Below are 22,511 nucleotides of genomic sequence, written 5' to 3'. Positions count from 1 at the left end.
GTACGGGATGGGCAAACGGGCGGGCGGCAGCTTCCACGGTCGCAATCCGCCTCAGCGGGCCGTTGCGGGCAGGCGGAAGGTGATGTCGGCGGTGGTGCCGGTTTCGGTGGTGTCGAGCTCCATCGAGTCGCTGAGCATTCGCATCAGCGGCAAGCCGCGCCCGCCGTTGCCCGGGACGGCGGCCGGCGCCTTCCACGATCCGTAATCGGTGATCCGGGTGCGCACTTCGCCGTCGGCAAGGCTGACTTCGAGCAACATGGCCCCGGCCGCGAAACCACGGTAAGCGTGTTCGACACAGTTGGTGCACGCCTCGTTGACGACCAGCACAATGTCGGCGGCCTGGTCTTCCAATACGCCACCGGCGTGCAGCCAGTCCGCCAGCCGATGCCGGATGAGGACCAATTGGTCTGCGGTGGCGTCGCTTTCGATGCGTAGCGGGGTCTGCTGATGCCGGTAGATCACCATCGCGACATCATCGTCGTACCCCGCGGCGGGCGCCAGTTCGCGAAGCACCACATCGGCGATGGTGTCCAGAGGCGATGTCATGGTCTGCGCCAGAACGTCTGCCGCACGGGCGATTCCGTCGTCAATCGACTCGTGCTTGCGTTCGACGAGCCCGTCGGTGAACAGCATCAGTGTCGAGCCGGGCGGCAGCACCTGGGTGGCTTGCGGTCGCGGCTCATTGCGGCGCACAGCGAGCGGTACCGATGCGGCATCGGTCAACAGCATCGTGGTGCCGGCCTGCGGTCCGGCCAGCACGGCCGGCATGTGGCCGGCGTTGCTGTACTGCAGCACCCCGGTTTCGGTATCCAGAATCGCCAGGAAGACCGTCGTGCAGTACGCGTTCGGGATGAGCGATGCCGCCGAGTCGAGCTGGTCGAGCAGCACCGCGGGCTCGGCCCCGTTGATCAACAGTGCGCGCGCCGAGCTCCGTAGCTGGCCCATGATCGCGGCCGCGGGCAGGCCGCGCCCCACGCAGTCTCCGACGACGATGCCGATATGGTGCTCACCGATCGGTAGCACGTCATACCAGTCACCGCCGATCTCCAAGGGCGGCACCGCGGGTTCGTACCGAACGGTGAACCCCGCCGGCGGCTGAACCGGCGGCAGCATGGCACGCTGCAACGTCAGCGACGTCTCACGCGCGCTTTCGAACTGACGCACGTGCTGCATGGCCAGACTCAGGTGACCGATCAGCACGGTGACCAACAGGCGGTCCTCGCCGCTGACCCAGCGAGGCGTGCGCAGCTCCAACCACAACGCCAGGTCGCCGGTACCGGAGAGCACCGCCACCAGCCCCTGAACCTTGCCGGGATTATCCGGCGCCTCAATCGTTTTCGCCGTCAGCGGCAATTGATGGCGCGCATCTTGAAAGGTATGGCGCAGCCACGGATCCAGCTTGCGCCACGACGCGGCCGAGGGCTCGCCGGCAGCCTGGACCGTGGGATCGCCGTCGCCGTTGGGCCACGAGACCGCGATCACCCGTTGCACATCGATTGCGGCACTGCACTCGTCGAGCGTGATCGACAGCAGCTCGTCCACGGTCTTGGCCACCGCGACGGCGGTGGCCAACCGCAGCACCGCGGTCTCCCGGGCCGCGAAGGCACGCTCGGCGGTGACGTCGCGGATCGTTCCGACAAAGACGTCCCGATCGCTGCCGGCTTCCTTGACCGCGTTGATGCTCACCTTGACCCATGCCAGGTGCCCGTCGGCATGACGAATGGGCGTCTCGTAGTCGGCCCTGCCCTGCGCCATCACCCGTGACGTCTGTTCGGCCGCCGTGGTCGTGTCGACCAGCCAGGGGTGCGGCCATTTGTACGGTAAGCCCTCGCTGGGATATCCGAGGATCTCGATAAAGGCGCTGTTTATCTCGACCACGGAGCCCTGGTGATCGGCGACGAAGAAGCCTTCCTGTAGCGAATTGACCAGCGCGGTGCGGAATTTGTCGCGGTCGGCCAGCCCTTCGGCGCGGGCGCGTTGTTCGGCATAGCGTCGGTTGCCGTCGATGAAGCCGCGCGTCGCGACGTCGAGCGGGACCAGCAGCTGCAGCAGGAATTCCAGCGCGATCGGCGCATCCAGGCGCACGTCCTGCGAGATTTCGAAGACCAGCCGGACGTGCTGTTCGACGAGGTCGAGCAGGCTGATCTGTTCCTGCAAGGCCCTGCGCCCGAGCTCGTTGCCGATCGACAGGTCGGCCTCGTCGTGCGAGTTCAGATAGGCGCGCAGCGCAGCCTCGTACTGACCGTGGAAGTCGTTGTCGCCGCTCAAATCGTTGCTCCCCTGTGACGCGCCGTCAGCACCATCGCATCGTCGGTCTCCTTCGCGTCCTTGCCGAGGAGCCCTTCGGCGATAGCGACAGCGGTGGCCGAGAAGTCGATGTGGTCGAGGTAGTCTTCGGCGATGCCGTCAGTGCTCATCAGCAGCAGATCTCCGGGGCGAATGGAAACCACCTGTGCCGGTGTGGTTTCCGGTATCCGGTAGCCGACGATACCCCCGGCAAGCAGCGCACTGGACCGAACCTGGATACCGGTGGGGGCCTTGGCCACCAGGTCCGCGGTGACATTACCGACGCCGGTCCAGGTGACGGTGTTAGCGGCGAAATCGATGCGCGCCAACGTCATTGCGACCCCCCTGGTGCCGACCAACGCACGGTGGCAGAGCTGGATCAAAACCTCGACCGGCTCGAACCTGGCGCGTGTGACCACATCGACCGCGCGCAGCGCGGCTTCCGCGGCGGCGGGCCCGTGGCCGAGCCCGTCCACCACCCCGAACAGCGCCGCCCCGCCGTCGACATCGACCGCGATACCGCGGTCGCCAGACGTGTACTCGCTGGGCAAAGGCCGCCCCGCCCTTGCCCATTCGATCGGTCCGAAGCGGCCGTTTTTATGCACGAGGGGGGACCCATTTCCACATTTCGATGACGGTTCCCCGACCGGGCGTGGACTCGACGACCAACCGGTCCATCAGGCGGCGCGCACCCGGCAGGCCCAGCCCCAGCCCGCGCCCGGTGGTGTAACCGTCTTCCATCGCCCGCTCGATGTCGGCGATGCCCGGGCCCTGGTCCTCGGCGCGCACCACCAGGGCTTTACGCCCTTCCCGGTCGGCGATCGCAACGGAGACGGCGCCACGGCCGGCGTAACTGGTGATGTTCCTTGCGATCTCCGAGATCGCCGTGGCGATCATCGTGACGTCGGTGAGGGAGAATCCCAAATCAAGCGCGAGTTGGTGACCGGCTTTGCGGGCTTCGACGATGTCGTCGGGGTGATCGATGGCGACGACGATATCAGCCGCCACCGTCGGGCCCGATCGTTGATTTCCCCACGCCGCCTTGGCGATTCAGAGCTTGGCGATTCAGCAGGGCGAGACCCTCTTCAAGATCCAGCGCGGTGTTCATGTCGTCGAACGCCAAACCGAGCTGAACCATCGCGAAGGCCACCTCCGGCTGCAACCCGACGATCACCGTGTCCGCGCCGCGCAGTCGGGTCATGTGCGCAATCGTCCGCAGCGACCGGGCCGCGAAGGAATCCATCACGTCGATGGCGGTGACGTCGACGATGATGCCCTGGGCACGGAACTGGCTGACCCGTTCCATCAGGTCGTAGCGCAGGCGTTCGGCGTCGGAGTCGGTGAGGGCGGCCTGTACCGACGCGATGAGAATCGAGCCCTGTTTCAGGATCGGTACTGGCATGGGGCGCTCGTGTCGATTGTGGTTATCCGGTTTGTTCGCCCGTGCGGGTGACCTCGTACCCCAGCAGGCGTTCGGCTTCCTCGATACCGCCTTGCAGGTCACCGACGGCGTTCATCTTGGACAGGTCCAGCCCGATGGTCACCAGCGTCAGGGCGATCTCGGAGGACAGGCCGGTGATGATCACGCTGGCACCCATCAACCCCGACGCGTCGACCGTCTGCACCAGGTGGTTGGCCACCGTCGAGTCGATCGTCGGAACACCGGTGATGTCGATGACCACCACTTTGGCGCGGTTCGCGCGGATGGCGCGCAGCAGCTGTTCGGTGACCTGGCGGGCGCGCTGAGAGTCCAGCACGCCGATGATCGGCAGGATGAGCAGCTGCTCACGCACCTGCAGCACCGGCGTCGACAGTTCGCGGATGGCCTCCTGCTGCTGGCGGATGATGCGCTCGCGTTCCTGCACGAACGACACGCCCACGGTGTTGGCGATGCGGTTGGCCGCCGGCTCGTAGGCGTCGAGGACGCGGTTGAGCATCTCGAACTCGGCTTGGTACTTCTCGAACAGCGAGCGGGCGAGCACGTCGCGCAGCAGCAAGACGATGCCCAGCACCTCGTCGGTCTCGACGCCCCGCGGAATGATGCGTTCGGACAGGTCACGCGCATAGGCCTGCAACGCCTCGACGCTACCGGTCTCGAGCACCTCGACGTAGTTGTCGTAGACGGCCGTCGCCTCGGAGAAGAGCTCCTCCGGGGTCATCGCGGTCAGCAGCTCGGCCTCGGTGATCCGGCGAGCCCACTCCTCGCGCAGAACGGTTCGATTCTGCCGCAGATGCTGAACCAGCTGTGGCAGCAGCCCCTCGCTGGACACGCCCACGGTCTGAGCCGCAGGGCCGGTACTGTTGAAATCCGACGGCGAATCTGACATCTGGCCTCCCGAGTGCCACGTCGCGCCCTGCGGTGTGCAGTTCTTTTTGCGAGACTAGCGTGGGTTGTCGCGGGGCACGTATAGAGGGCATATTCTTCCCGCAGTTCGTAACGGCAGGCTAGGGTTGTAGCACGCTTACGGCACGCAAGGCCCAGGACAAAGGATTGCCATTGTCAGCTCCTGATTCGATTACCACGTTGGTTGAGGACCACGACGGGGTGTCGGTGGTCAGCGTCAGCGGCGAAATCGACTTGGTCACGGCTCCGGCCCTGGAACAAGCCATCAGCGCGGTCGTCGCAGACAGCCCGACGGCACTGATCATCGACCTTTCCGCTGTCGAGTTTCTCGGTTCGGTCGGGCTGAAGATCCTGGCGGCGACCTACGAGAAGCTGGGTAAGCAGACCGGCTTCGGGGTGGTCGCGCGAGGCCCGGCCACCCGCAGGCCGATCCATCTGACCGGTCTGGACAAAACCTTCCCGCTGTACCCGACGCTCGACGACGCGTTGACCGGGGTTCGGGACGGCCAACTCAACGGCTAGCGATTCGCCCCTCGGGCGCGCGCCGTCTCGCATGCCGCATGCATCGCTTGCCTGACACCATGTTTGGCGCACGCACGCCGAAAACGGTTGCGCATGGCATCGATTTCGGGGCTGACCGCGGCTCGAGCATCTTCATCGCGAACAACCATCGTCGAGGCCGGCCCTGTCCGATCCGGTGTTCACACCCGACTCAGGTGCGATGATCAGGGTATGGACGTCGACCATCCGCAAGAAGACCAGCGGTGGGATCGCCGTGAGCGGGACGAAACCGAAGTTCAACGGCTGGACCGCAATTGGAACAGTCTGCTGCAGGAGCTGCGGGTCGTCCAGACCGGGGTGCAGCTACTGACCGGATTCCTGTTGACACTGCCGTTCCAGCAGCGCTTCGACGTATTGGGACCGCCGATGCGCATCATCTATCTGGCGACCGTGGTATCCGCGGTGTGCGCGACTTTGTTGCTGATCGCGCCGGTCGCCATGCACCGGATGCTTTTTCGGCGTCACCGGCTCCAGGTCCTCGTGTCGGCCGCACACCGTTGTGCCTTCGCCGGCCTGGGTTTTCTCGGTCTGGCGGTGATCGGCCTGACCACGATCATCTTCGCCGCGGTGGCAGGGCCAAATGTCGGCCTGATAGCCGGAGCGTGCGCGCTGCCGCTGTTCGTCTTCTTCTGGTGGGTGCTGCCGCTGGTGCTGCGCACGCACGGCGAGTGAGCGAGCGTCGCCGGTCAGCCTCGCTGCGCAAGTGCGGCGATTCGGGTGGATTCCAGGTGCTCGAGCAGGTCGCGGGGGTCGTCGAAGACAGGGTCGGCGCCGGCCTCCTGCAGCTCCGCGCGGGCGATGCCGCCGCTGCGCAGCCCGATGCACGGCAAGCGCGCGCCGGCCGCGGCGTGCGCGTCCCAGACGGCGTCGCCGACGAACACGGCGTGCTCGGCATCGACGCCGGCGCGCTCCAGGGCCACCTGCACTATCCCGGGTTCGGGTTTGGCGGTGTCGACGTCCCGCGAGGACGTCGTCTCGGAGATGACGTCGTCGCAGTCGAGCACCTTGCGCAGAATTTCCAGTTCGTCTTCGGGCGCCGAGCTGGCCAGCACGACCTGTAAGCCCAGGCCGGCGACGCGGTGCAGCAGGTCGCGGGCGCCGGGCAACGGCTGCAGCAGCGGAGTGATTTCCCGGTAGTACTCGCTGTGCTTGTCGCTGAGCCGCTCCCGCACGTCGTCGGGGGCGTCATCGGAAAGCTTCCGGACCAGCCGGGATCCGTCCATGCCGATGCAACGATGAATTTGCCAGGACGGCACCACCATGCCTTCGTAGTCGAATGCGCGCTGCCAGGCATGAACGTGCAGATAGTTGGAATCCACCAGGGTGCCGTCGACGTCGAACAGGACGGCGGGTGTGCCCCCACGCGCCATCAGTGCGGGCTCCCTGCGTCGGTTTCGGGGCGGTTTTCCGCGTGCGATCGTGAAGTCATGTGTCCGGCATACCCATGCCTGCCATCGCTGACACGGCCGTGGCTTCGTTTGACCACCGGGCCGACGGGTACACCTCGATGGTGATCCGCGCATCACGGGGGTCCGGCTCGCCTAGCGGGCGGAGCCGACCACAGCCATGTGCGGGACGAAAACGGTTGGCACACAATGACTTCGACGAGGAATGACGTTGGATTACCGCAAGGACGCCCCAGTCGACCACGCCCGGACCACTCGTCAGCACGCCGGCGAGTCCCTCAAGAACGGCGCCAACGTCCCCGGCCTGGCCGGTTCGGCCCTCGCGGTGATAGCGCTGACCGTGGGCTTGTTCTCCGTGGCGGCCGGGCATTTGGCGACCGGCGCCATCGCCCTGATCGTGGCGGTCGCACTCGGTGCGCTGAGCGCAGCGTGGCTGGTGCGTGCCCACCGCAAGGTCCGCGACGCCGAACTCCGGTGGCACGCTGCGCATTCCGACGAGCCCGCGCCGCCGCCCAGCAGCTGAGCATCCGAATGTTTGCCGCGCGTGCGACGCACCGCGCGCGAGCTAACGATCATCGGCAGGCGCTGACGCGCTTCCCCGGGCAAGCACCGGGCGAGACGTCGCCGTCGGCCGTTTCTCGGTCGCCGCAACTTTTTCGGGCCGCATCGGTGTAGTCCGCCCGCGAACTGGGTACTGCCTGCGCCACGGGTGAGTACAGGAAAGTGCGTCAGCCCGTTTTCCTAGCAGGAAGGAACTCCGATGGCGACCACCACTGACTACGACGCACGCCGTGTATCCGACGCCGACACCCAGGACAAGCCCTCGCTTCGCGAACTGGCGCCGACCCTGCAGGGGTCCGTGACCGGCGTGGTCGACGAGGACCCCAACGATGTGCACTTCTTCGAACTGCCGGGCGCCGACCTGTCCGGGGAGGAGCTGTCGGTGACGGTGATTCCCCAACGCGCCGACGAGTTCACCTGCTCATGCTGCTTTTTGGTACAGCACCGTAGCCGGCTGCGCGCCTCCAGCTCCGGTCTACCGGTGTGCGCCGACTGCGCCTGACACCCGCTCCTTAGGCGGGCCGAGCCGCCCGATGCGGTGGCCCGACCCCGCGAACGTGCGCCGATTGCGCCGAATTGTCAGTGGTATCCGCTAGGTTCAGCGACCAATGGAGAAGGTACTCGGGTCGCTCCTCGTGCTGGGATTAGTGCTCCCTTGGTATTTCACGCAGAACGCCACCGGCAGTCTGCCGGCTGGTTGCTTGGCCGGGATCGGTGGGCTCGCCGCCTCGGTGGCCCTCCTGTGGTGGCTCTCGTTGCAACGGGACCGCTACGAGGTCGACGCGCACCGGCGACGCGATCTCAAATACGCGAAGTCGGGGCTGCGGGCAATCGACCGGATGTCCGGCATCGAGTTCGAGGAATTCGTTGCGGCACAACTTCGCATCGCGGGCTACAGCGTCGCACCCACGGCCAGCACCGGTGACTACGGCGTGGATCTGATCGCCAGAAAAGACGGCGTCCGGATGGCGGTCCAATGCAAAAGGCTGATGAAGGCCGTCGGTGTCGCCGCCGTCCAACAGGTCGTGGCCGGGGCGCTGCAGCACGGCTGCAACCGGACTGTCGTCGTCACCAACCAGACCTTCACGAAGGCGGCCCGCCGATTGGCAAGCACCCACCAGTGCCGGCTGGTGGGGCGCACGCAACTGCAAAGCTGGACGCGCATTCAGCCCATCGCCGTGCGGGGTTCGCGGCGGGCGCATGGGATCTCGCCGCCGCACGTCAAGACACAGCGGCTGGAACCGGAATGGGAAGCCTAGCGAGATAGGTTGGGTCACAGCATGTTCGGCCCGGTAAGGCGGCCACGCCGCGACGTCACCGCCGAGTAGCGTCCTCGATCACCCGGCACGCGACATCCCGCAGCGGGGTGTTCATGCTCTGCGAGAGTTTGATCAGGGTGTTGAAGGCGGTCTGATCGTCGAGGTCGTAGCGCTCGATGAGGATGCCCTTGGCCTGTCCGATCGTGTCGCGGGTGCTCAGCGCCTCCCGAAACTGTTGGGTCCGCACGACGTTGCTCCATGCCAGGGCGCCCAGCGTCGCGAACATGGCGGCGACCCGGCGAGAGTCTTCGGAGAAGGACTGCGGGCTTTCGGCGTAGAAGTTCAGCGCACCCATGCTCAACTCGTCGGCGAACATGGGCAGCGACAGCACGCTGCGAATCGGTGTTTGCGCGAGCGCGTCGGCCCGATACCTGGGCCAGCGGGCGTCGGCTTCGAGGTCGTCGATGACGACGACCTTGCGGGTCCATGCGGCGTGAAGGCAAGGCCCTTCGAGGTGGCGCTGCTGGAACTCGTCGAGCAACCGGGCGCACTCGTGCGTGACCGACGGGGTGCTGACCTCGTTCTGCCGGCTGGTGACGGTGATCCCCGCTTCCTGCGCTCCCGGCACCCAGCGCGCGGCGGCGCTGGTCAGGTCGTCCAGCACCCGGGGGAATGCCCCGGCGTCCGCCGAATAGATGGCGCGCAAGACGTCGGTGAGCAGGGTGAGATCGTCGAAATTGGTCACTGAGTGTCGCCCTCTTGCTTCGAGACCGGTGCAGGCATTACCCCGTGCCGTTTGCGCAGCCTGCGGCCTCGCGAGGCGATCACTTCGGATTTTGACGGCGACGGATGTCAATGCTGTTTGCTCAGCATTACGGTGAGATCCACTATATCGGCCGGTTTCGGGTGATTGCGCCCGACTCAGCGCTTTGATCAGTGCTCGATGTGCCGGGGCTCGACCTACGCGATGTGTTCGAGGCGCGACTCCCGCAAAAGCTGTTCTCCGCGGTGGAAACGGGTATCCGCTGCGTGAGGAAAAGGAGTCCGAGGTGACGAAAGATCATGGGTCGAGCGTCAAGAACGACAAACAATATGAGGGGCTGCGCAAGAAGGGTATGAGCAAGTCGCGTGCGGCGGCGATATCGAACTCGCCTGGCGCCTCCAGCAGGGGCGGCAAGAGTTCGGGCAGCAGCCAGAGCAGCCGTAGCAGCGGTAGCGGTAGCGGCGGCAACCAGTCCCAGAAGAAGGCCGCAGGGCGCAAAGGCGGCAAGAAGTCGAGCTAGACCTGATCGCGGAGAAGCACTGACCGTAGTACTGCTGGTCAGGCTTTCTGGGTCGGGGTGGCGGGATTTGAACCCACGGCCTCTTCGTCCCGAACGAAGCGCGCTACCAAGCTGCGCCACACCCCGCTTGAAGCTTCGACAGCCTATCGCACCGGGCGGTCGGCTGGCCAAATCGCGGTGCCCCGATCACTTCCAGGAGCACGATCGCTCGAACTCGACCAGGGCCTGGGCCGCGCTCGTCGGATCCAATCCCTGCTCCGCTACCCATTCGTCGCTGAAATAGGTGTCGCGGTAGCGGTCGCCGCTGTCGGCGAGCAGCGTCACCACCGAGCCGCCGCGGCCCTCGGCGACCATTTCGGCGATCAGGCCGAACGCCCCCCACATGTTGGTGCCCGTCGACGGCCCGACCCGGCGCCCCAGGACGGTGCTCACGTGCCGGGCGGCCGCGATCGAAGCCGCGTCCGGAACGGCCACCATGCGGTCGACCACGCCGGGCAGAAACGATGGCTCCACCCGCGGCCGGCCGATGCCCTCGATGCGCGACGAGGTGGGCATCACGATGTCGTAGCGGTCCTCGGCGTAGGCGGGAAAGAACGCGGAGTTCTCCGGGTCGACGACGCACAGCCGGGTGGCGTGGCGTCGGTAGCGGATGTAGCGGCCGATCGTGGCGCTGGTTCCGCCGGTGCCCGCTCCGACCACAATCCAGTCCGGGACGGGGTAACGCTCTTCGCGCATCTGGTCGAAGATCGACTCGGCGATGTTGTTGTTTCCCCGCCAGTCGGTGGCGCGCTCGGCGTTGGTGAACTGGTCCAGGTAGTGCCCGCCCGTTTCGCGCGCGACCCGCTCGGCCTCGGCGTAGACCTCGCCGGAGCTCTGCACGAAATGGCAACGGCCACCGTGGGCTTCGATCAGCGCCACTTTCGACGCGCTCGTCGCCGCGGGCATCACGGCGACGAACGGCAAGCCGAGCAGTGCCGCGAAATAGGCCTCTGAGACCGCCGTCGAGCCCGACGACGCCTCGACCACCGTGGTGCCCTCGTCGATCCAGCCGTTGCACAGCGCGTAGAGGAACAACGAGCGGGCCAACCGGTGCTTGAGACTGCCGGTGATGTGTGTCGTCTCGTCTTTCAGGTACAGCGCGACCTGGGCGCCGGGGCCGCCCGCGCTCCACGAGCAGGGCAGCGGATAGCGCAGCAGATGGGTGTCGGCGCTACGGCGCGCATCGGCCTGGATCAGCCGGATCGCGTCGTCTGTCCAGCAGCGCGACCGGTTGCGGCCCGCGATCCGGGTCTGGCCGGTCAACGCACCGATGCTGTTGGCTGCGAACGGCTCAGATCGCTGGCCGCGTCGCGGTCACCCATCGGGGCGGCGATCAACGTCAGCAACGTGGCCTCCGGTCGGCAGCAGAAGCGCACCGGCGCGAACGGCGAGGTGCCGATCCCGGCGGAAACGTGCAACCGCATGTTCGCGCCCCAGCGGGACGGCCCCTTCGCGCGGGAGCGGTCCAGACCGCAGTTTGTCACCAGTGCACCGTAGAGCGGCAGGCACACCTGACCGCCATGGGTGTGCCCGGCCATCACCAGCTGATAGCCGTCGGCGGCGAAGCGGTCCAGCACCCGCGGCTCCGGCGAATGGGTCAGTCCCAGCCGCAGATTCGCGGCCGGACTGGCCGGGCCGGCGACGGTTTCGTAGCGGTCGCGATCGATGTGCGGGTCGTCCACGCCCGCGGCGGCGATGTGCAGACCCGCCACTTCGAATTCGCGCCGGGTGTGGGTGAGGTCGAGCCAGCCCCGCTCGGTGAACGCCGCCCGCAGGTCCTGCCAGGGAAGCGGTTCGCCCCGAACGCGGTGCGACGGGTTGGTCACGTAGTTCAGCGGATTCTTCAGCCGCGGCCCGAAGTAGTCGTTGCTGCCGAACACGAAGACGCCCGGTCGCGATAGCAGGTCGCCCAGGGCCTGGATGACCGACGGCACCGCCCTGGGGTGGGCCAGGTTGTCACCCGTATTGACCACCAGATCCGGTTCCCAGCCGGCTAACTCGCGCAGCCACGCCTGCTTGCGGCGCTGGCCGGGCGTCATGTGGAGGTCGCTGATATGCAGCACCCGCAAGGGGGTGGAGCCCGGGGTCAGCACGGGCATGGTGATCTCGCGCAGGACGAACGCGTTGCGCTCGATGACCGCGGCATAGCCGAGGCCGGCGACGCTCGAACCGAGCGCGGCGGCGCCAGCACGTATCAGGACGGGCAAAACGTCAGCCATGCTGGCAAGCCTACTGCCGCTCGCCGACCGGCAATGTGACTCTTGGCGTCGCGACGCCTATGGGGGTGGCTGGCCGGGTGCCGGCGGCGGTGGCGCCAGCAGCGGAATGGTGATCGGCGGCAGCCCCGGAATCTCGACGACCTGCGAGCCGACCGGCGGCGGGGCGCCTTCCGGCGGTGGCGGCGGGGCAGGCGGTATGCCGTTGCTGACTTGGATGGTGATGATCGAGCCAGGGATCGTCGCCCCGCTCGGGGTTGTTCCGACCACCTCGCCCTGCTTCGCACTGCTGTTGACGAAGTTGTTCTGGTCGGCGACCTGGAATCCCGCCTCCTTGATGCGCTGGCGCGCGGCGTCGATATCCAGGCCGGCGACGCTGGGCACCCGCGAGCCGGGTGACCCGTCGACGTAACGAGGGTCGGTCGGCGGCAACTGCACCGGCCCGAAGTTGTTGGCGATCGGCTTCATCGCGGTGAACCACGTGCGCGCCGGTTCATTACCGCCGTACAGGTCGCCCTCGCCGCAGTGGCGCAGCGGGGCCGAGCACAGATCGGTGGGGTTGGGGGAGTCGTCGTAGATGTAGTTGGCCGCCGCGTAGTGGTTGGTGAACCCCACGAAGCCCGACGAGCGGTGCGCCTCGGTGGTCCCCGTCTTGCCGGACATCGGCAGGTCCCAGCCCGACGCACCGGCCGACCCGGCCGCCGTACCGCCGCCCAGGGCGTCCTTGCTCATCGCGTTGGCCAGAGTGTTCGCCAGGCCCTCGGGCACCACCTGGTCGCAGGTCTCGGTGGTCACCGCGACCTCATTGCCCTTGCGGTCGACCAGCTTGTCGATCGGATTGGGCGGGCACCAGGTGCCGCCCGAGGCGAGGGTGGCCGCGACGTTGGACAGCTCCAGCGCGTTCACCTCGATCGGCCCCAGCGTGAACGACCCGATGTTCTGCCGTTTGACGAAGTCGGCCAGGCTCTCGTTGCTGTCCGGGTTGTAGTCGCGGGCGGTGCCCGGGTCGGCGTAGGACCGCAGCCCGAGTTTGATCGCCATGTCCACCGTGCGCGTCACGCCGACCTGCTGGATCAGCTTGGCGAACGCGGTGTTGGGCGAGGTGGCCAACGCGTCCGTGACGTTCATCGACCCGCGGTAGTTGCCGGCGTTGACCACGCACCAGTTGTCCTTCGGGCAGCCCTTGGCCCCACCGCTACCCATGCCCTTCGCCTGGAACCGGCCCGGCACCTCGAGGGTGGCGTTGATGCCCATCCCCATGTCTAAGGCCGCGGCGGTGGTGAAGATCTTGAAGACGGATCCCGCGCCGTCGCCGACCAGCGAGAAAGGCTGCGGGCGCATGGTTTGACCGGCGTCGACGTCGAGCCCGTAGGTGCGGTTGCTGGCCATTGCCATCACCTTGTGCGACGTCTTGCCCGGCTGGAGCACGCTCATCACGCTCGAAATCCCGGGCAGCGTCGGGCTGGCGAACTTGTCGATGGCCGCCTTGACCGGGATCTGCACGTCCGGGTCCAGCGTGGTTTTGATGGTGTAACCGCCCCGCGCAACCTGTTCCTTGCTGATCCCGGCCCGGGACAAGTACTCCTGGACGTAGTCGCAGAAGAACGCGCGATCGCCCGCCGCGATGCAGCCGCGGGGTAACTCGTTGGGCTGCGGAAGGATCCCGAGCGGCGCGGCCTTGGCGGCGCGCAGCGCGTCCTCCTCCTGCGGAATATTCTCGATCATGGTGTCCAGCACCAGGTTTCGCCGCGCCAACGCTCCATCGGGATTGATGTACGGATTGAGCGCACTCGTCGACTGCACCATGCCGGCCAGCAGCGCCGCCTGCTGCCAGTTCAGGTCGGAGGCGTTGATGCCGAAGTAGGTCTGCGCTGCGTCCTGCACGCCGAACGAGCCGTTGCCGAACGAGACCAGGTTCAGATACCGGGTCAGGATCTCTGGCTTGGTGAACGTCTTGTCCAGCGTCAGCGCCATGCGGATCTCGCGCAGCTTGCGCGCCGGGGTCGTTTCGATGGCCGCGCGCTTCTCGGCGTCGGTCTTCGCCGTCACCAGCAACTGGTAGTTCTTGATGTACTGCTGCTCGATGGTCGAGCCGCCGCGTGTGTCGACGTCGCCGCGCGCATAGCCGGCCAGCCCGGTCAGGGTGCCTTTCCAGTCCACGCCGTTGTGCTCGGCGAACCGCTTGTCCTCGATCGACACGATCGCCAGCTTCATCGTGTTGGCGATTTTGTCGCTTGGCACCTCGAACCGGCGCTGGGAGTACAGCCAGGCGATGGTGTTGCCTTTGGCGTCGACCATCGTCGACACCGCCGGCACCTCACCCTCGAGAAGCTGAGCCGAGCCGTTGGCAACCACTTCCGAGGCCCGATTGGACACGAGTCCGATGCCGCCGGCGAACGGGAACAGCAGCGCCGTGGCGACGACGCTGGCCAGCAAGCACAGCCCCGCGAGCTTGAGGATGGTGAGTGCGGCCGGGGGGCGGTCAGACATGGCTACTACATTAGCGGCCCTCAGTCACGCCGCCACGCTGCGCGTTCGCCCATAAAATGTGTCTATAGGAGCGCCGGGCGCCGGCGGGTGCGAAATTTGCGGTCGCGTCACGCCGCGCGCACCTTACCGCCCACGACCACTTCCGCGCCCGCCATTTGGTACGAGACGGCACGCCCGTCCCAAAAAAAGCGTTATCGGACTGTTGCGCAATTGCCACCTGACCACCTAACTTAGACACACGGTGAGATTCAGGTAACACCGATGTACATGGTGTGGCGTAGATCGCTAAGTCGGGATCTGCACCCGAGGAGGGCGGCCGTGTCGGGCGGCCGAAAGGGAAAGGGAACAGTTCGTGTCACCAATACGGCCGGCGGCGCGTAGGACAAACATTGCAGCCGCACAAGGGGTACTTCGCAGTGTCGATGCCGAGGAACGGATCGCTTGGGTCTCAAAAGCGCTATGCCGGACCACCGATCCCGACGAACTGTTTGTCCGAGGAGCGGCCCAGCGCAAAGCTGCGGTGATCTGCCGGCACTGCCCGGTGATGCAGGAGTGCGGGGCGGACGCGCTGGACAACAAGGTCGAGTTCGGGGTGTGGGGCGGCATGACCGAGCGGCAACGTCGCGCCCTGCTCAAGCAGCACCCCGAGGTGGTGTCGTGGGCGGACTTCTTCGACAAGAGGCGCACCCGCAGCGTCGGCTGAGGCTTTCGTGGGGGCGGAAGGTTTTCAGCGGGCCGTCGCCCGGCCCGCATCGTCCACTACCGAAGTGATCTGATCGGCGAGCGCGCGCAGCGCCTCCAGGTCCGACACATCAAAGGGCAGGGACGGCACGCCGATGACCGGCACGTGCGGATTGGCCCCGGTGAATCGGGAAAGCAGTCTGATCTCCCGCTTGGCGGTCTGCGCACGGTCGGCGTGAATCTTCAACACCGCCGAGGCCAGCGACGCGGCTTCGGAGTCGCCTTCCTGCTCCAGCATTTCGCTGCCGTCGATCGCCCGCTCGGCCGGCAGGGAGCACAGCGGCGGATGGGTGCGGTTCAAGACCAGCCCGGCGAGCGGCATGCCTTCCTGCGAAAGCCGGTCGACGAAGAAGGCCGCCTCCCGCAGCGCGTCCGGTTCGGCCGCGGACACCACAACGAACTGCGTCCCACGCCTTTTCAGCAGCGCGTAGGTGCGATCGGCCTTCTCGCGGAAGCCGCCGAAGGTGGCGTCCAGCGACTGCACGAACGCCGCGGCGTCGCCGAGCATCTGTGAACCCAGGATTGTGGACATCGCCTTCATCGCCAAACCCATTGCGCCGGTGACCAATCGCCCGATGCCCCGGCCCGGTGCGAGCAGCAGCCGCCATAGCCGGCTGTCCATGAAGCTGCCCAACCGTTTCGGCGCGTCCAGGAAGTCCAGCGCGTTGCGCGACGGCGGGGTATCGACGACCACCAGGTCCCAGCGATCCTCGGCCAGCAGCTGGCCCAGCTTCTCCATCGCCATGTACTCCTGCGTGCCGGCGAGTGAGCTGGCGACGGTCTGATAGAACTGATTCTCCAGAATCGCTTGTGCGCGACCCGGTCCGGAGTACTGGATCACCATCTCGTCGAAGGTGCGACGCATGTCGAGCATCATCGCGTGCAGCTCGCCGGGAACCTCCGCCGCCAGCGGGACGCGTTGCGGCGTGTTACCGAGGTCGCTGACCCCGAGCGCCTGCGCCAGTCGCTTGGCCGGATCGATCGTCAAAACGCAGACGTTGCGGCCGTATTCGGCGGCACGCAGCGCGATCGCGGCGGCGGTGGTGGTCTTGCCCACCCCGCCGGCGCCGCAGCACACCACCACGCGGTTGGTCGTGTCGGCCAGGATGGCCGCCATGTCAAGCTGTTTAGGTGTGGTGCTCATCGAACTCCCTGCTGTGCAAGCGATTCCGACAGCTCGTAAAGGCTACCGAGGTCGACCCCGTCGGAGATTGCCGGTAGTTCCAACCGCGCCACCTTCAACGCGTCGAGCTGCTGGGCGATTTCGGCGCGGGTGGCGACGACCGTGGCGTGCTCGATGGTCTCCGTCAGCAGGCCGGCAAAGTCTTTGTCGCTCAGGCTGATTCCGGATTTCTCCAATCCCGAACGCACCGAGTCCGCGTCGACGTCGCCCTCGGCGGCCTTCGCCAGATCGGCCGGCTGCAGGTAGGAGGGAATGTTGCGGTTCACGATCACGCTGCCGATCGGCAGCTGCATCTCGGCGAGCTCCTCGATGGCTTCCAGCGTCTCCTGGACCGGCAGCGCCTCCAGCAGGGTGACTAAGTGAATGGCCGTCTGTTCGGAGTGCAGTAGCTTCACCACGCCGTCGGCCTGCGAATGCACCGGGCCGCCCTTGGCCAAATCGGACACGGCCTTCGTGACATCCAGGAATCGCGCGATCCGTCCGGTCGGCGGGGCGTCGACGACGATCGCGTCGTAAACCGGCAGCCGGTTCTTGTCGACGCGTATCACCGTCTCTTTGATCTTGCCGGTCAGCAGCACGTCACGCAGGCCCGGCGCGATCGTCGTCGCGAACTCGATCGCACCGATCCGGCGCATCGCGCGGCCCGCAATGCCCAGGTTGTAGAACATGTCGAGGTATTCCAGGAAGGCGGCCTCGATGTCGATCGCCAGGGCGTTGACCTGACCGCCGCGCTCGGCGGTCGCGATCTTCACCTCCTGATAGGGCAGGGGTGGCACATCGAAGAGTTGTGCAATCCCTTGGCGGCCCTCGACTTCCACGAGCAGGACCTTGCGTCCTCCCGCGGCCAGGGTCAGTGCCAGCGCGGCCGCGATGGTCGACTTACCCGTTCCGCCTTTGCCGGTCACGAAATGTAAACGGGCCTTCGTCAAGCGCGATGGCCAGCCGACGGCAGCTCCGCCGCTCGATGTGGTTGCCACCTTCGCATGCTAGCCCGACCCGATAAGCTCGCGGCATGAGCCAACCGACCGCATGGGAGTACGTCACCGTTCCGCTGCTGACGCATGCCACCAAACAGATCCTGGACCAGTGGGGCGCCGACGGCTGGGAGCTGGTGTCGGTGCTGCAAGGGCCGACCGGCGAGCAGCACGTCGCGTATCTGAAGCGGCCCAAGTAAAAGGGTCGGGTCCGATGACTGCTTCGGCCCGGCTCGGCCAGCTCGGCCTCGCGCTCCCGGAGGTGGTTGCGCCGCTGGCCTTCTATGTACCGGCGGTGCGCACCGGCAACCTGATCTACACCGCGGGCCAACTCCCCATGCGGGAGGGAAAGCTGTCGGCCACCGGCAAGGTCGGCGCCGACGTCAGCCCCGAAGATGCCAAGGCGATGGCCCGGATCTGTGTGCTCAACGCGCTGGCGGCCGTCGACTCGCTGGTGGGGATCGACGAGGTGACCCGGGTGGTGAAGGTCGTCGGGTTCGTCGCCTCGGCGCCGGGATTCAACGGCCAGCCGAGCGTCATCAACGGCGCCTCCGAGCTGCTCGCCGACGTGTTCGGCGAACAGGGGGCGCACGCGCGCTCGGCGGTCGGCGTCTCCGAGCTGCCACTGGATGCGCCGGTGGAAGTGGAGCTGATCGTGGAGGTCGGCTGACGTCCGTGACCCAGGCCGCCGAGTCGTTGACCCATCCCGCATACGCCAAGCTGCGGGCGGTCACCGAGACCGCGTCGGTCCTGTTGGCCGAGAATCCCGGGCTGCTGACGCTCGAGGGCACCAACACCTGGGTGCTGCGCGGCCCGCGCAGCGACGAGCTGGTGATCGTGGACCCCGGACCCGACGACGACGGCCACATCGCGCGGGTCGCGGCGCTCGGCCGTATCGCATTGGTCCTGATCAGCCACCGCCACAGCGATCACACCGACGGCATCGACAAGCTCGTCGAGCTGACGGGCGCGACGGTGCGCTCGGCGGGTAGCGGTTTTCTGCGCGGCCTCGGCGGGGAGCTGACCGACGGCGAGGTGATCGATGCCGCCGGCCTCAAGATCAAGGTGCTGGCGACCCCCGGCCACACCGCGGATTCGCTGTCCTTTTTGCTCGACGATGCCGTGTTGACCGCCGACACCGTCCTGGGCCGCGGCACGGCCGTCCTCGACAAGGAGGACGGCAGCCTGACGGATTACCTGGAATCGCTGCGGCGGTTGCGCGGCCTGGGCCGACGCACGGTGTTACCCGGACACGGCCCGGATCTGGCCGATCTGGAAAGCGTCGCGCAGGGCTATCTCGTGCACCGGCGGGAGCGATTGGATCAGGTCCGTTCGGCGTTGCGCGAGCTGGGGGAGGACGCCAGCGCCCGCCGGATCGTCGAACACGTCTATGTCGATGTCGACGAGAAACTGTGGGATGCCGCCGAGTGGTCGGTACAGGTGCAGCTGAATCACCTGCGCTCGGAGCCGTCGGCATAAACCGGCAGGCGCTCACGGCGTTGAGCGTGTCGTGAGGGCGGGACATTCGCGGAATTCCCGCCCTATGAGCACACTCGAGGGCCTGGCTGCACACTCGAGAGCCGGCGCGGGCTTCGCCCGCGCTTACCTCGCTCGGCGCGCCAGGCGCTCGGAGTCAGAGATCAGCACGCTCTTGCCCTCCAGGCGGATCCAGCCGCGGTGGGCGAAATCGGCCAGCGCCTTGTTCACGGTCTCCCGCGAGGCCCCGACCAGCTGCGCGATCTCTTCCTGCGTCAGGTCGTGGGTCACCCGCATGGCGCCGCCCTCTTGGGTGCCGAACCGCTGCGCGAGCTGCAGCAGCTGCTTGGCCACCCGGCCGGGCACGTCGGTGAAGATCAAATCGGCCAGGTTGTTGTTGGTGCGGCGCAGGCGCCGGGCCAACACCCGTAACAACTGCTCGGCGATCTCGGGACGATCGGCGATCCACGCCCGCAGCGCGTCGCGGTCCATCGACACCGCGCGCACCTCGGTGATGGTGGTGGCGCTGGACGTCCGCGGACCGGGGTCGAAGATCGACAATTCGCCGAACATGTCCGAAGGGCCCATGATCGTGAGCAGGTTCTCGCGCCCATCAGGTGAACGGCGACCGATCTTCACCTTCCCCGCGACGATGATGTACAGCCGGTCGCCGGGTTCCCCCTCAGCGAAGACCGTGTGTCCACGGGGGAAGTCGACGGGTTGCAGCTGCTTGGTCAGCGCTGTGACTGCGCCGGGTTCAACCCCTTGGAAGATTCCTGCCCTTGCCAGGATCTCGTCCACGTTGCCTCTTCAACTTTCCCAGAAAATTAGTGTGCTACGGGCAGGCTAACCCCTTGCTCGCGTGACGAGTCTAGAGGAACGCCGTTGTGTCTAACGTGCCAACGCTACACAGGATTGGCGTGTCGAGGTGCCCTAAACTGCGGATTGACGTGCGAATGGCCGTGTATCCGGGTCGGAAGCGTCATTTCATCGCGGTCGACGAAGCGCACGGCGAACGACGGCGCGGCGTGGCGCGGGCCACCACCGCGCCCGTTCGCCGGGGACTCAGGCAGCTGCGCGAGCTCGCGCCGGTGCAGGTATTCCAGCGCCTCGGGCATGCCTTCGGCGGCGAGTGTGTGCATATCCACAGCGTCGGCACGCTCGAGGAGCTCGCCGGCGTCGGCCACCGGCCAAGCGGCAGGGGTGAGCTCGGACTCGAGCTTCCCGAGACCCAGCGCCGCCAGCATCAGCAGCGCCGGAACGCCGGCCACCAGCAACCACGACACATCGAAGAGTAAACATCGCCTTGAATCAACACGGGGTCTCGACGAGATCACGAAATCAGTACTCTGTCGTAGGTGACAGCGGCAAAGTCGTCCGGGCGTTCGAAATCGACTCCGGCCCAACCCGGTGGCGCCGATTCGCGACGTCGGTCGCAGGAATCTCGAGTCGGCTTGGTGCGACGGGCGAGGCGGATGAATCGTGCTCTGGCACAAGCGTTTCCGGACGCCCACTGCGAACTGGATTTCACGACGCCGCTGGAATTGACGGTCGCCACAATCCTTTCGGCGCAGAGCACCGACAAGCGGGTCAATTTGACGACGCCGGCGTTGTTCAAGCGGTATCCGTCGGCGCTGGACTATGCGCAAGCGGACCGCGTCGAGCTGGAAACGCTGATCCGCCCGACCGGCTTCTTTCGCAATAAGGCGTCCTCGCTGATCGGTTTGGGGCAGGCCCTGGTTGAACGGTTCGACGGCGAGGTGCCGTCGACCATGGCCGAACTGGTCACCCTGCCCGGGGTCGGGCGCAAGACGGCCAACGTCATCCTGGGAAACGCCTTCGGGATTCCCGGCATCACCGTGGACACCCATTTCGCGCGGCTGGTGCACCGGTGGCGCTGGACCGCGGACACGGATCCGGTCAAGATCGAGCACTCCGTCGGTGAGCTCATCGAACGCAACGACTGGACCATGCTGAGCCATCGGGTGATCTTCCACGGCCGCCGGGTCTGCCACGCGCGCAAACCGGCGTGCGGCGTCTGCCTGATCGCCAAAGACTGCCCGTCTTTCGGCCTCGGCCCCACCGAGCCGGCGCTGGCCGCGCCCTTGGTGAAGGGCCCGGAAACCGAGCACCTGCTCGCCCTGGCCGGGCTGTAGGCCGGCCCGCGAACGACGCGCACTGGGACCGCAATGCCGACGCTGACCCGGAAGGCTCGCTGGCACATCGCGATCCTGGCGGTGGTGGCGGCGCTGATCGCGGCGCTGGTTGCCCAGCTGCGCGACGACTCCGCCTCGCCCTCGATGCCGGCGAATGATCAGAAGGTGGCCGACCGGGAACACCGCGACGCCGATACGCCCGCCGCGTTGTCGGGCCCGCGGCGCCGCGCCGACCTGCCGCCGTGCCCCGCCGCCGGAGCCGGCGACGGCCCCGAGGCGCTGCGCGGGGTGACGGTCGATTGCGCCGCCGACGGATCGGTGGTCGACGTCGCGCGCGCGCTGGCCGGGCGCCGGGTGGTCCTCAACCTGTGGGCGTATTGGTGCGCGCCGTGCGCTGCCGAACTGCCCGCGATGGCCGAGTATCAACGTCGGGCCGGTTCCGACGTGATGGTGGTGACGGTGCATCAAGACGAGAACGAGACGGCGGCGCTGCTGCGGCTGGCCGAGCTCGGGGTGCGCCTGCCGACGCTGCAGGACGGTCGCCGCCGGGTCGCGGCCGCGCTGCGGGTGGTAAATGTGATGCCCGCGACGGTGGTCCTGCGGCCGGACGGTAGCGTTGCCCAAACGCTGCCACGAGCTTTCAACACTGCCGATGAGATCGCCGCCGCGATCGGCGACGACAGGGGATAAGCGGACAAATTGAACCCGACTGGAGGGGCCGTGAGTGCTGGGGGTTCGCCCCTGCGGAATGGGGACCCCGCTCCCGCGCGCGGGACCGTTCCGCTGAGGCCTGACGCCTGCCCGTCGTGGCTGCGTCCGCTGGTCGACAACCTGGACGACGTCCCCGATGCGGCCCGGCGCCGCCTGCCGGCCGACGTGCTGGCGATGATCACCAGCAAGGCCGTATCGGCGGTGGCGAACCTGCGCGGCGCCAGCCGCGAGGCCGCCGTCCTGGTGTTGTTCTCCGGTCCGGAATCCGGCTCGCGCGACGGGGGTTTCCCCGCCGAGGCCGACCTGCTGGTCACCGTGCGGGCGTCGACTCTGCGCCACCACGCCGGCCAGGCCGCATTCCCCGGCGGTGCCTCCGATCCCACCGACCACGGTCCGGTGGACACCGCGTTACGCGAGGCCCGCGAGGAAACCGGCATCGACGTCAGCAGGCTGTCCCCCCTGGCCACGATGGAAAAGATGTTCATCGCGCCGTCGCAGTTTCACGTGGTCCCGGTGCTGGCCTACTCGCCGGATCCCGGCCCCGTCGGCGTCGTCAACGACGCCGAAACGGCGATCGTGGCGCGAGTTCCGTTGCGCGCCTTCATCAATCCGGACAACCGGCTGATGGTGTACCGCGGCGATCTCGGCCGCCGGTGGGCCGGGCCGGCGTTTCTGCTCAACGAGATGCTGGTCTGGGGATTCACCGGCCAGGTGATTTCCGCGCTGCTGGACGTCGCCGGTTGGGCTCAACCGTGGGACACCACCGACGAGCGGGAGTTGGACGCGGCGATGGCGCTGGTCGGCGAAGGCGGTGGGTCTCGATGA

27 protein-coding genes and 1 tRNA gene are annotated in these 22,511 nt (G+C 67.0%); 13 read left to right on the top strand and 15 right to left on the bottom strand.

Features of this window, described 5'->3' with window-relative positions:
- Positions 1 to 51: 51 nt before the first annotated feature.
- From AC5Y30_RS05595 to AC5Y30_RS05575, 5 genes are read right to left on the bottom strand one after another with little or no spacing between them, the layout of a single operon-like run.
- The gene (locus tag AC5Y30_RS05595; protein ID WP_499917125.1) at positions 52 to 2,268 is read right to left on the bottom strand and encodes a SpoIIE family protein phosphatase; all 2,217 of its coding nucleotides are present in this window, start codon (positions 2,266 to 2,268) and stop codon (positions 52 to 54) included.
- Positions 2,265 to 2,837 carry a SpoIIE family protein phosphatase gene (locus AC5Y30_RS05590; protein WP_499917124.1) on the bottom strand — a complete coding sequence of 191 codons (573 nt, stop codon included), beginning with the start codon at positions 2,835 to 2,837 and terminating at the stop codon, positions 2,265 to 2,267. Before AC5Y30_RS05590 ends, AC5Y30_RS05595 begins: the two co-directional genes overlap by 4 nt.
- Positions 2,838 to 2,883: 46 nt before the next feature.
- Positions 2,884 to 3,294 carry an ATP-binding protein gene (locus AC5Y30_RS05585; RefSeq protein WP_499917123.1) on the bottom strand — a complete coding sequence of 137 codons (411 nt, stop codon included), beginning with the start codon at positions 3,292 to 3,294 and terminating at the stop codon, positions 2,884 to 2,886.
- Positions 3,284 to 3,688, bottom strand: a complete 405-nt coding sequence (locus tag AC5Y30_RS05580; protein WP_499917122.1) for an STAS domain-containing protein — start codon at positions 3,686 to 3,688, stop codon at positions 3,284 to 3,286. Before AC5Y30_RS05580 ends, AC5Y30_RS05585 begins: the two co-directional genes overlap by 11 nt.
- A gap of 22 nt (positions 3,689 to 3,710) precedes the next feature.
- Positions 3,711 to 4,613, bottom strand: a complete 903-nt coding sequence (locus AC5Y30_RS05575; protein ID WP_499917121.1) for an STAS domain-containing protein — start codon at positions 4,611 to 4,613, stop codon at positions 3,711 to 3,713.
- A 170-nt stretch (positions 4,614 to 4,783) separates the two neighbouring features.
- On the opposite strand from AC5Y30_RS05575, the gene AC5Y30_RS05570 reads away from it, so the two are divergent.
- Both AC5Y30_RS05570 and AC5Y30_RS05565 read left to right on the top strand, forming a co-directional pair.
- Complete coding sequence (locus AC5Y30_RS05570) at positions 4,784 to 5,152, top strand: STAS domain-containing protein (RefSeq protein ID WP_499917120.1); 369 nt, start codon at positions 4,784 to 4,786, stop codon at positions 5,150 to 5,152.
- 210 nt (positions 5,153 to 5,362) lie between these two features.
- Positions 5,363 to 5,863, top strand: coding sequence for a DUF6328 family protein (locus AC5Y30_RS05565; protein WP_499917119.1), 501 nt, complete (start codon positions 5,363 to 5,365; stop codon positions 5,861 to 5,863).
- Between the two features lie 14 nt (positions 5,864 to 5,877).
- Here AC5Y30_RS05565 and AC5Y30_RS05560 read toward each other — a convergent pair whose 3' ends face one another.
- Positions 5,878 to 6,561, bottom strand: coding sequence for an HAD family hydrolase (locus tag AC5Y30_RS05560; RefSeq protein ID WP_499917118.1), 684 nt, complete (start codon positions 6,559 to 6,561; stop codon positions 5,878 to 5,880).
- Positions 6,562 to 6,802: 241 nt separating this feature from the next.
- On the opposite strand from AC5Y30_RS05560, the gene AC5Y30_RS05555 reads away from it, so the two are divergent.
- The 3 genes from AC5Y30_RS05555 to AC5Y30_RS05545 all read left to right on the top strand — a co-directional run bounded on the left by AC5Y30_RS05555 (position 6,803) and on the right by AC5Y30_RS05545 (position 8,417).
- Positions 6,803 to 7,120: a hypothetical protein gene (locus AC5Y30_RS05555; RefSeq protein WP_499917117.1), complete on the top strand. Its 318-nt coding sequence runs from the start codon at positions 6,803 to 6,805 to the stop codon at positions 7,118 to 7,120.
- A 237-nt stretch (positions 7,121 to 7,357) separates the two neighbouring features.
- A complete protein-coding gene (locus AC5Y30_RS05550; RefSeq protein ID WP_499917116.1) occupies positions 7,358 to 7,660 on the top strand; it encodes a DUF4193 domain-containing protein in 303 nt (100 codons plus the stop codon).
- A 106-nt stretch (positions 7,661 to 7,766) separates the two neighbouring features.
- Entirely contained in the window at positions 7,767 to 8,417 is a 651-nt protein-coding gene (locus AC5Y30_RS05545; protein WP_499917115.1) for a restriction endonuclease, read from the top strand.
- 55 nt (positions 8,418 to 8,472) lie between these two features.
- Here AC5Y30_RS05545 and AC5Y30_RS05540 read toward each other — a convergent pair whose 3' ends face one another.
- Entirely contained in the window at positions 8,473 to 9,162 is a 690-nt protein-coding gene (locus tag AC5Y30_RS05540; protein ID WP_499917114.1) for a GAF and ANTAR domain-containing protein, read from the bottom strand.
- A 304-nt stretch (positions 9,163 to 9,466) separates the two neighbouring features.
- Between AC5Y30_RS05540 and AC5Y30_RS05535 the strand changes: the two genes are divergently transcribed.
- A complete protein-coding gene (locus tag AC5Y30_RS05535; protein ID WP_075234960.1) occupies positions 9,467 to 9,700 on the top strand; it encodes a DUF7218 family protein in 234 nt (77 codons plus the stop codon).
- 52 nt (positions 9,701 to 9,752) lie between these two features.
- Here AC5Y30_RS05535 and AC5Y30_RS05530 read toward each other — a convergent pair.
- From AC5Y30_RS05530 to ponA2, 4 genes are all read right to left on the bottom strand, one after another.
- Positions 9,753 to 9,826: transfer RNA gene (locus tag AC5Y30_RS05530), tRNA-Pro, on the bottom strand.
- Between the two features lie 60 nt (positions 9,827 to 9,886).
- Entirely contained in the window at positions 9,887 to 11,002 is a 1,116-nt protein-coding gene (cds1, locus tag AC5Y30_RS05525; RefSeq protein WP_499917113.1) for an L-cysteine desulfhydrase Cds1, read from the bottom strand.
- Entirely contained in the window at positions 10,999 to 11,958 is a 960-nt protein-coding gene (locus tag AC5Y30_RS05520; protein WP_499917112.1) for a metallophosphoesterase, read from the bottom strand. The genes cds1 and AC5Y30_RS05520 overlap by 4 nt, the downstream gene beginning before the upstream one ends.
- 57 nt (positions 11,959 to 12,015) lie before the next feature.
- Complete coding sequence (gene ponA2 / locus AC5Y30_RS05515) at positions 12,016 to 14,445, bottom strand: transglycosylase/D,D-transpeptidase PonA2 (RefSeq protein ID WP_499917111.1); 2,430 nt, start codon at positions 14,443 to 14,445, stop codon at positions 12,016 to 12,018.
- A 352-nt stretch (positions 14,446 to 14,797) separates the two neighbouring features.
- Here ponA2 and AC5Y30_RS05510 point away from each other — a divergent pair, with 352 nt between their 5' ends.
- Complete coding sequence (locus AC5Y30_RS05510; RefSeq protein WP_007772220.1) at positions 14,798 to 15,148, top strand: WhiB family transcriptional regulator; 351 nt, start codon at positions 14,798 to 14,800, stop codon at positions 15,146 to 15,148.
- A 24-nt stretch (positions 15,149 to 15,172) separates the two neighbouring features.
- On the opposite strand, the gene bagB is transcribed toward AC5Y30_RS05510, so the two are convergent.
- Positions 15,173 to 16,330 (bottom strand): ATPase BagB, encoded by a 1,158-nt coding sequence (bagB, locus tag AC5Y30_RS05505; RefSeq protein WP_499917110.1) that lies wholly within the window; start codon positions 16,328 to 16,330, stop codon positions 15,173 to 15,175.
- Positions 16,327 to 17,346 (bottom strand): ATPase BagA, encoded by a 1,020-nt coding sequence (gene bagA / locus AC5Y30_RS05500; protein ID WP_499917109.1) that lies wholly within the window; start codon positions 17,344 to 17,346, stop codon positions 16,327 to 16,329. The genes bagB and bagA overlap by 4 nt, the downstream gene beginning before the upstream one ends.
- A 35-nt stretch (positions 17,347 to 17,381) precedes the next feature.
- On the opposite strand from bagA, the gene sp36 reads away from it, so the two are divergent.
- From sp36 to AC5Y30_RS05485, 3 genes are read left to right on the top strand one after another with little or no spacing between them, the layout of a single operon-like run.
- The gene (gene sp36, locus AC5Y30_RS05495; RefSeq protein WP_007772224.1) at positions 17,382 to 17,543 is read left to right on the top strand and encodes a Sp36 family protein; all 162 of its coding nucleotides are present in this window, start codon (positions 17,382 to 17,384) and stop codon (positions 17,541 to 17,543) included.
- Positions 17,544 to 17,557: 14 nt separating this feature from the next.
- Positions 17,558 to 18,013 (top strand): RidA family protein, encoded by a 456-nt coding sequence (locus tag AC5Y30_RS05490; protein ID WP_499917108.1) that lies wholly within the window; start codon positions 17,558 to 17,560, stop codon positions 18,011 to 18,013.
- 5 nt (positions 18,014 to 18,018) lie between these two features.
- Complete coding sequence (locus AC5Y30_RS05485; RefSeq protein WP_499917107.1) at positions 18,019 to 18,822, top strand: MBL fold metallo-hydrolase; 804 nt, start codon at positions 18,019 to 18,021, stop codon at positions 18,820 to 18,822.
- Positions 18,823 to 18,945: 123 nt separating this feature from the next.
- On the opposite strand, the gene crp is transcribed toward AC5Y30_RS05485, so the two are convergent.
- The gene (gene crp, locus AC5Y30_RS05480) at positions 18,946 to 19,620 is read right to left on the bottom strand and encodes a cAMP-activated global transcriptional regulator CRP (RefSeq protein WP_007772229.1); all 675 of its coding nucleotides are present in this window, start codon (positions 19,618 to 19,620) and stop codon (positions 18,946 to 18,948) included.
- Between the two features lie 104 nt (positions 19,621 to 19,724).
- On the bottom strand, positions 19,725 to 20,105 hold the full coding sequence (locus AC5Y30_RS05475) for a hypothetical protein (protein WP_499917106.1): 381 nt from the start codon (positions 20,103 to 20,105) through the stop codon (positions 19,725 to 19,727).
- Between the two features lie 189 nt (positions 20,106 to 20,294).
- Between AC5Y30_RS05475 and nth the strand changes: the two genes are divergently transcribed.
- Genes nth through AC5Y30_RS05460 form a run of 3 tightly spaced genes read left to right on the top strand, consistent with a single transcriptional unit; the run spans position 20,295 to position 22,511 of the window.
- Complete coding sequence (gene nth / locus AC5Y30_RS05470) at positions 20,295 to 20,975, top strand: endonuclease III (RefSeq protein WP_499917105.1); 681 nt, start codon at positions 20,295 to 20,297, stop codon at positions 20,973 to 20,975.
- Positions 20,976 to 21,008: 33 nt separating this feature from the next.
- Positions 21,009 to 21,665 carry a TlpA family protein disulfide reductase gene (locus tag AC5Y30_RS05465; RefSeq protein WP_499917104.1) on the top strand — a complete coding sequence of 219 codons (657 nt, stop codon included), beginning with the start codon at positions 21,009 to 21,011 and terminating at the stop codon, positions 21,663 to 21,665.
- A gap of 30 nt (positions 21,666 to 21,695) precedes the next feature.
- The gene (locus tag AC5Y30_RS05460; RefSeq protein WP_499917103.1) at positions 21,696 to 22,511 is read left to right on the top strand and encodes an NUDIX hydrolase; all 816 of its coding nucleotides are present in this window, start codon (positions 21,696 to 21,698) and stop codon (positions 22,509 to 22,511) included.

This window comes from Mycobacterium sp. NGS27, assembly GCF_059813005.1.
This window is presented reverse-complemented; position numbering and strand designations above follow the sequence as displayed.

Coding starts and splice junctions, on each gene's coding strand:
- AC5Y30_RS05580 (WP_499917122.1), bottom strand. CDS start 3,688: ATGCCAGTACCGATCCTGAAACAGGGCTCGATTCTCATCGCGTCGGTA.
- AC5Y30_RS05575 (WP_499917121.1), bottom strand. CDS start 4,613: ATGTCAGATTCGCCGTCGGATTTCAACAGTACCGGCCCTGCGGCTCAG.
- AC5Y30_RS05565 (WP_499917119.1), top strand. CDS start 5,363: ATGGACGTCGACCATCCGCAAGAAGACCAGCGGTGGGATCGCCGTGAG.
- AC5Y30_RS05560 (WP_499917118.1), bottom strand. CDS start 6,561: ATGGCGCGTGGGGGCACACCCGCCGTCCTGTTCGACGTCGACGGCACC.
- AC5Y30_RS05555 (WP_499917117.1), top strand. CDS start 6,803: ATGACGTTGGATTACCGCAAGGACGCCCCAGTCGACCACGCCCGGACC.
- AC5Y30_RS05550 (WP_499917116.1), top strand. CDS start 7,358: ATGGCGACCACCACTGACTACGACGCACGCCGTGTATCCGACGCCGAC.
- AC5Y30_RS05545 (WP_499917115.1), top strand. CDS start 7,767: ATGGAGAAGGTACTCGGGTCGCTCCTCGTGCTGGGATTAGTGCTCCCT.
- AC5Y30_RS05520 (WP_499917112.1), bottom strand. CDS start 11,958: ATGGCTGACGTTTTGCCCGTCCTGATACGTGCTGGCGCCGCCGCGCTC.
- ponA2 (WP_499917111.1), bottom strand. CDS start 14,445: ATGTCTGACCGCCCCCCGGCCGCACTCACCATCCTCAAGCTCGCGGGG.
- bagB (WP_499917110.1), bottom strand. CDS start 16,330: ATGAGCACCACACCTAAACAGCTTGACATGGCGGCCATCCTGGCCGAC.
- sp36 (WP_007772224.1), top strand. CDS start 17,382: ATGAGCCAACCGACCGCATGGGAGTACGTCACCGTTCCGCTGCTGACG.
- AC5Y30_RS05490 (WP_499917108.1), top strand. CDS start 17,558: ATGACTGCTTCGGCCCGGCTCGGCCAGCTCGGCCTCGCGCTCCCGGAG.
- nth (WP_499917105.1), top strand. CDS start 20,295: ATGAATCGTGCTCTGGCACAAGCGTTTCCGGACGCCCACTGCGAACTG.
- AC5Y30_RS05465 (WP_499917104.1), top strand. CDS start 21,009: ATGCCGACGCTGACCCGGAAGGCTCGCTGGCACATCGCGATCCTGGCG.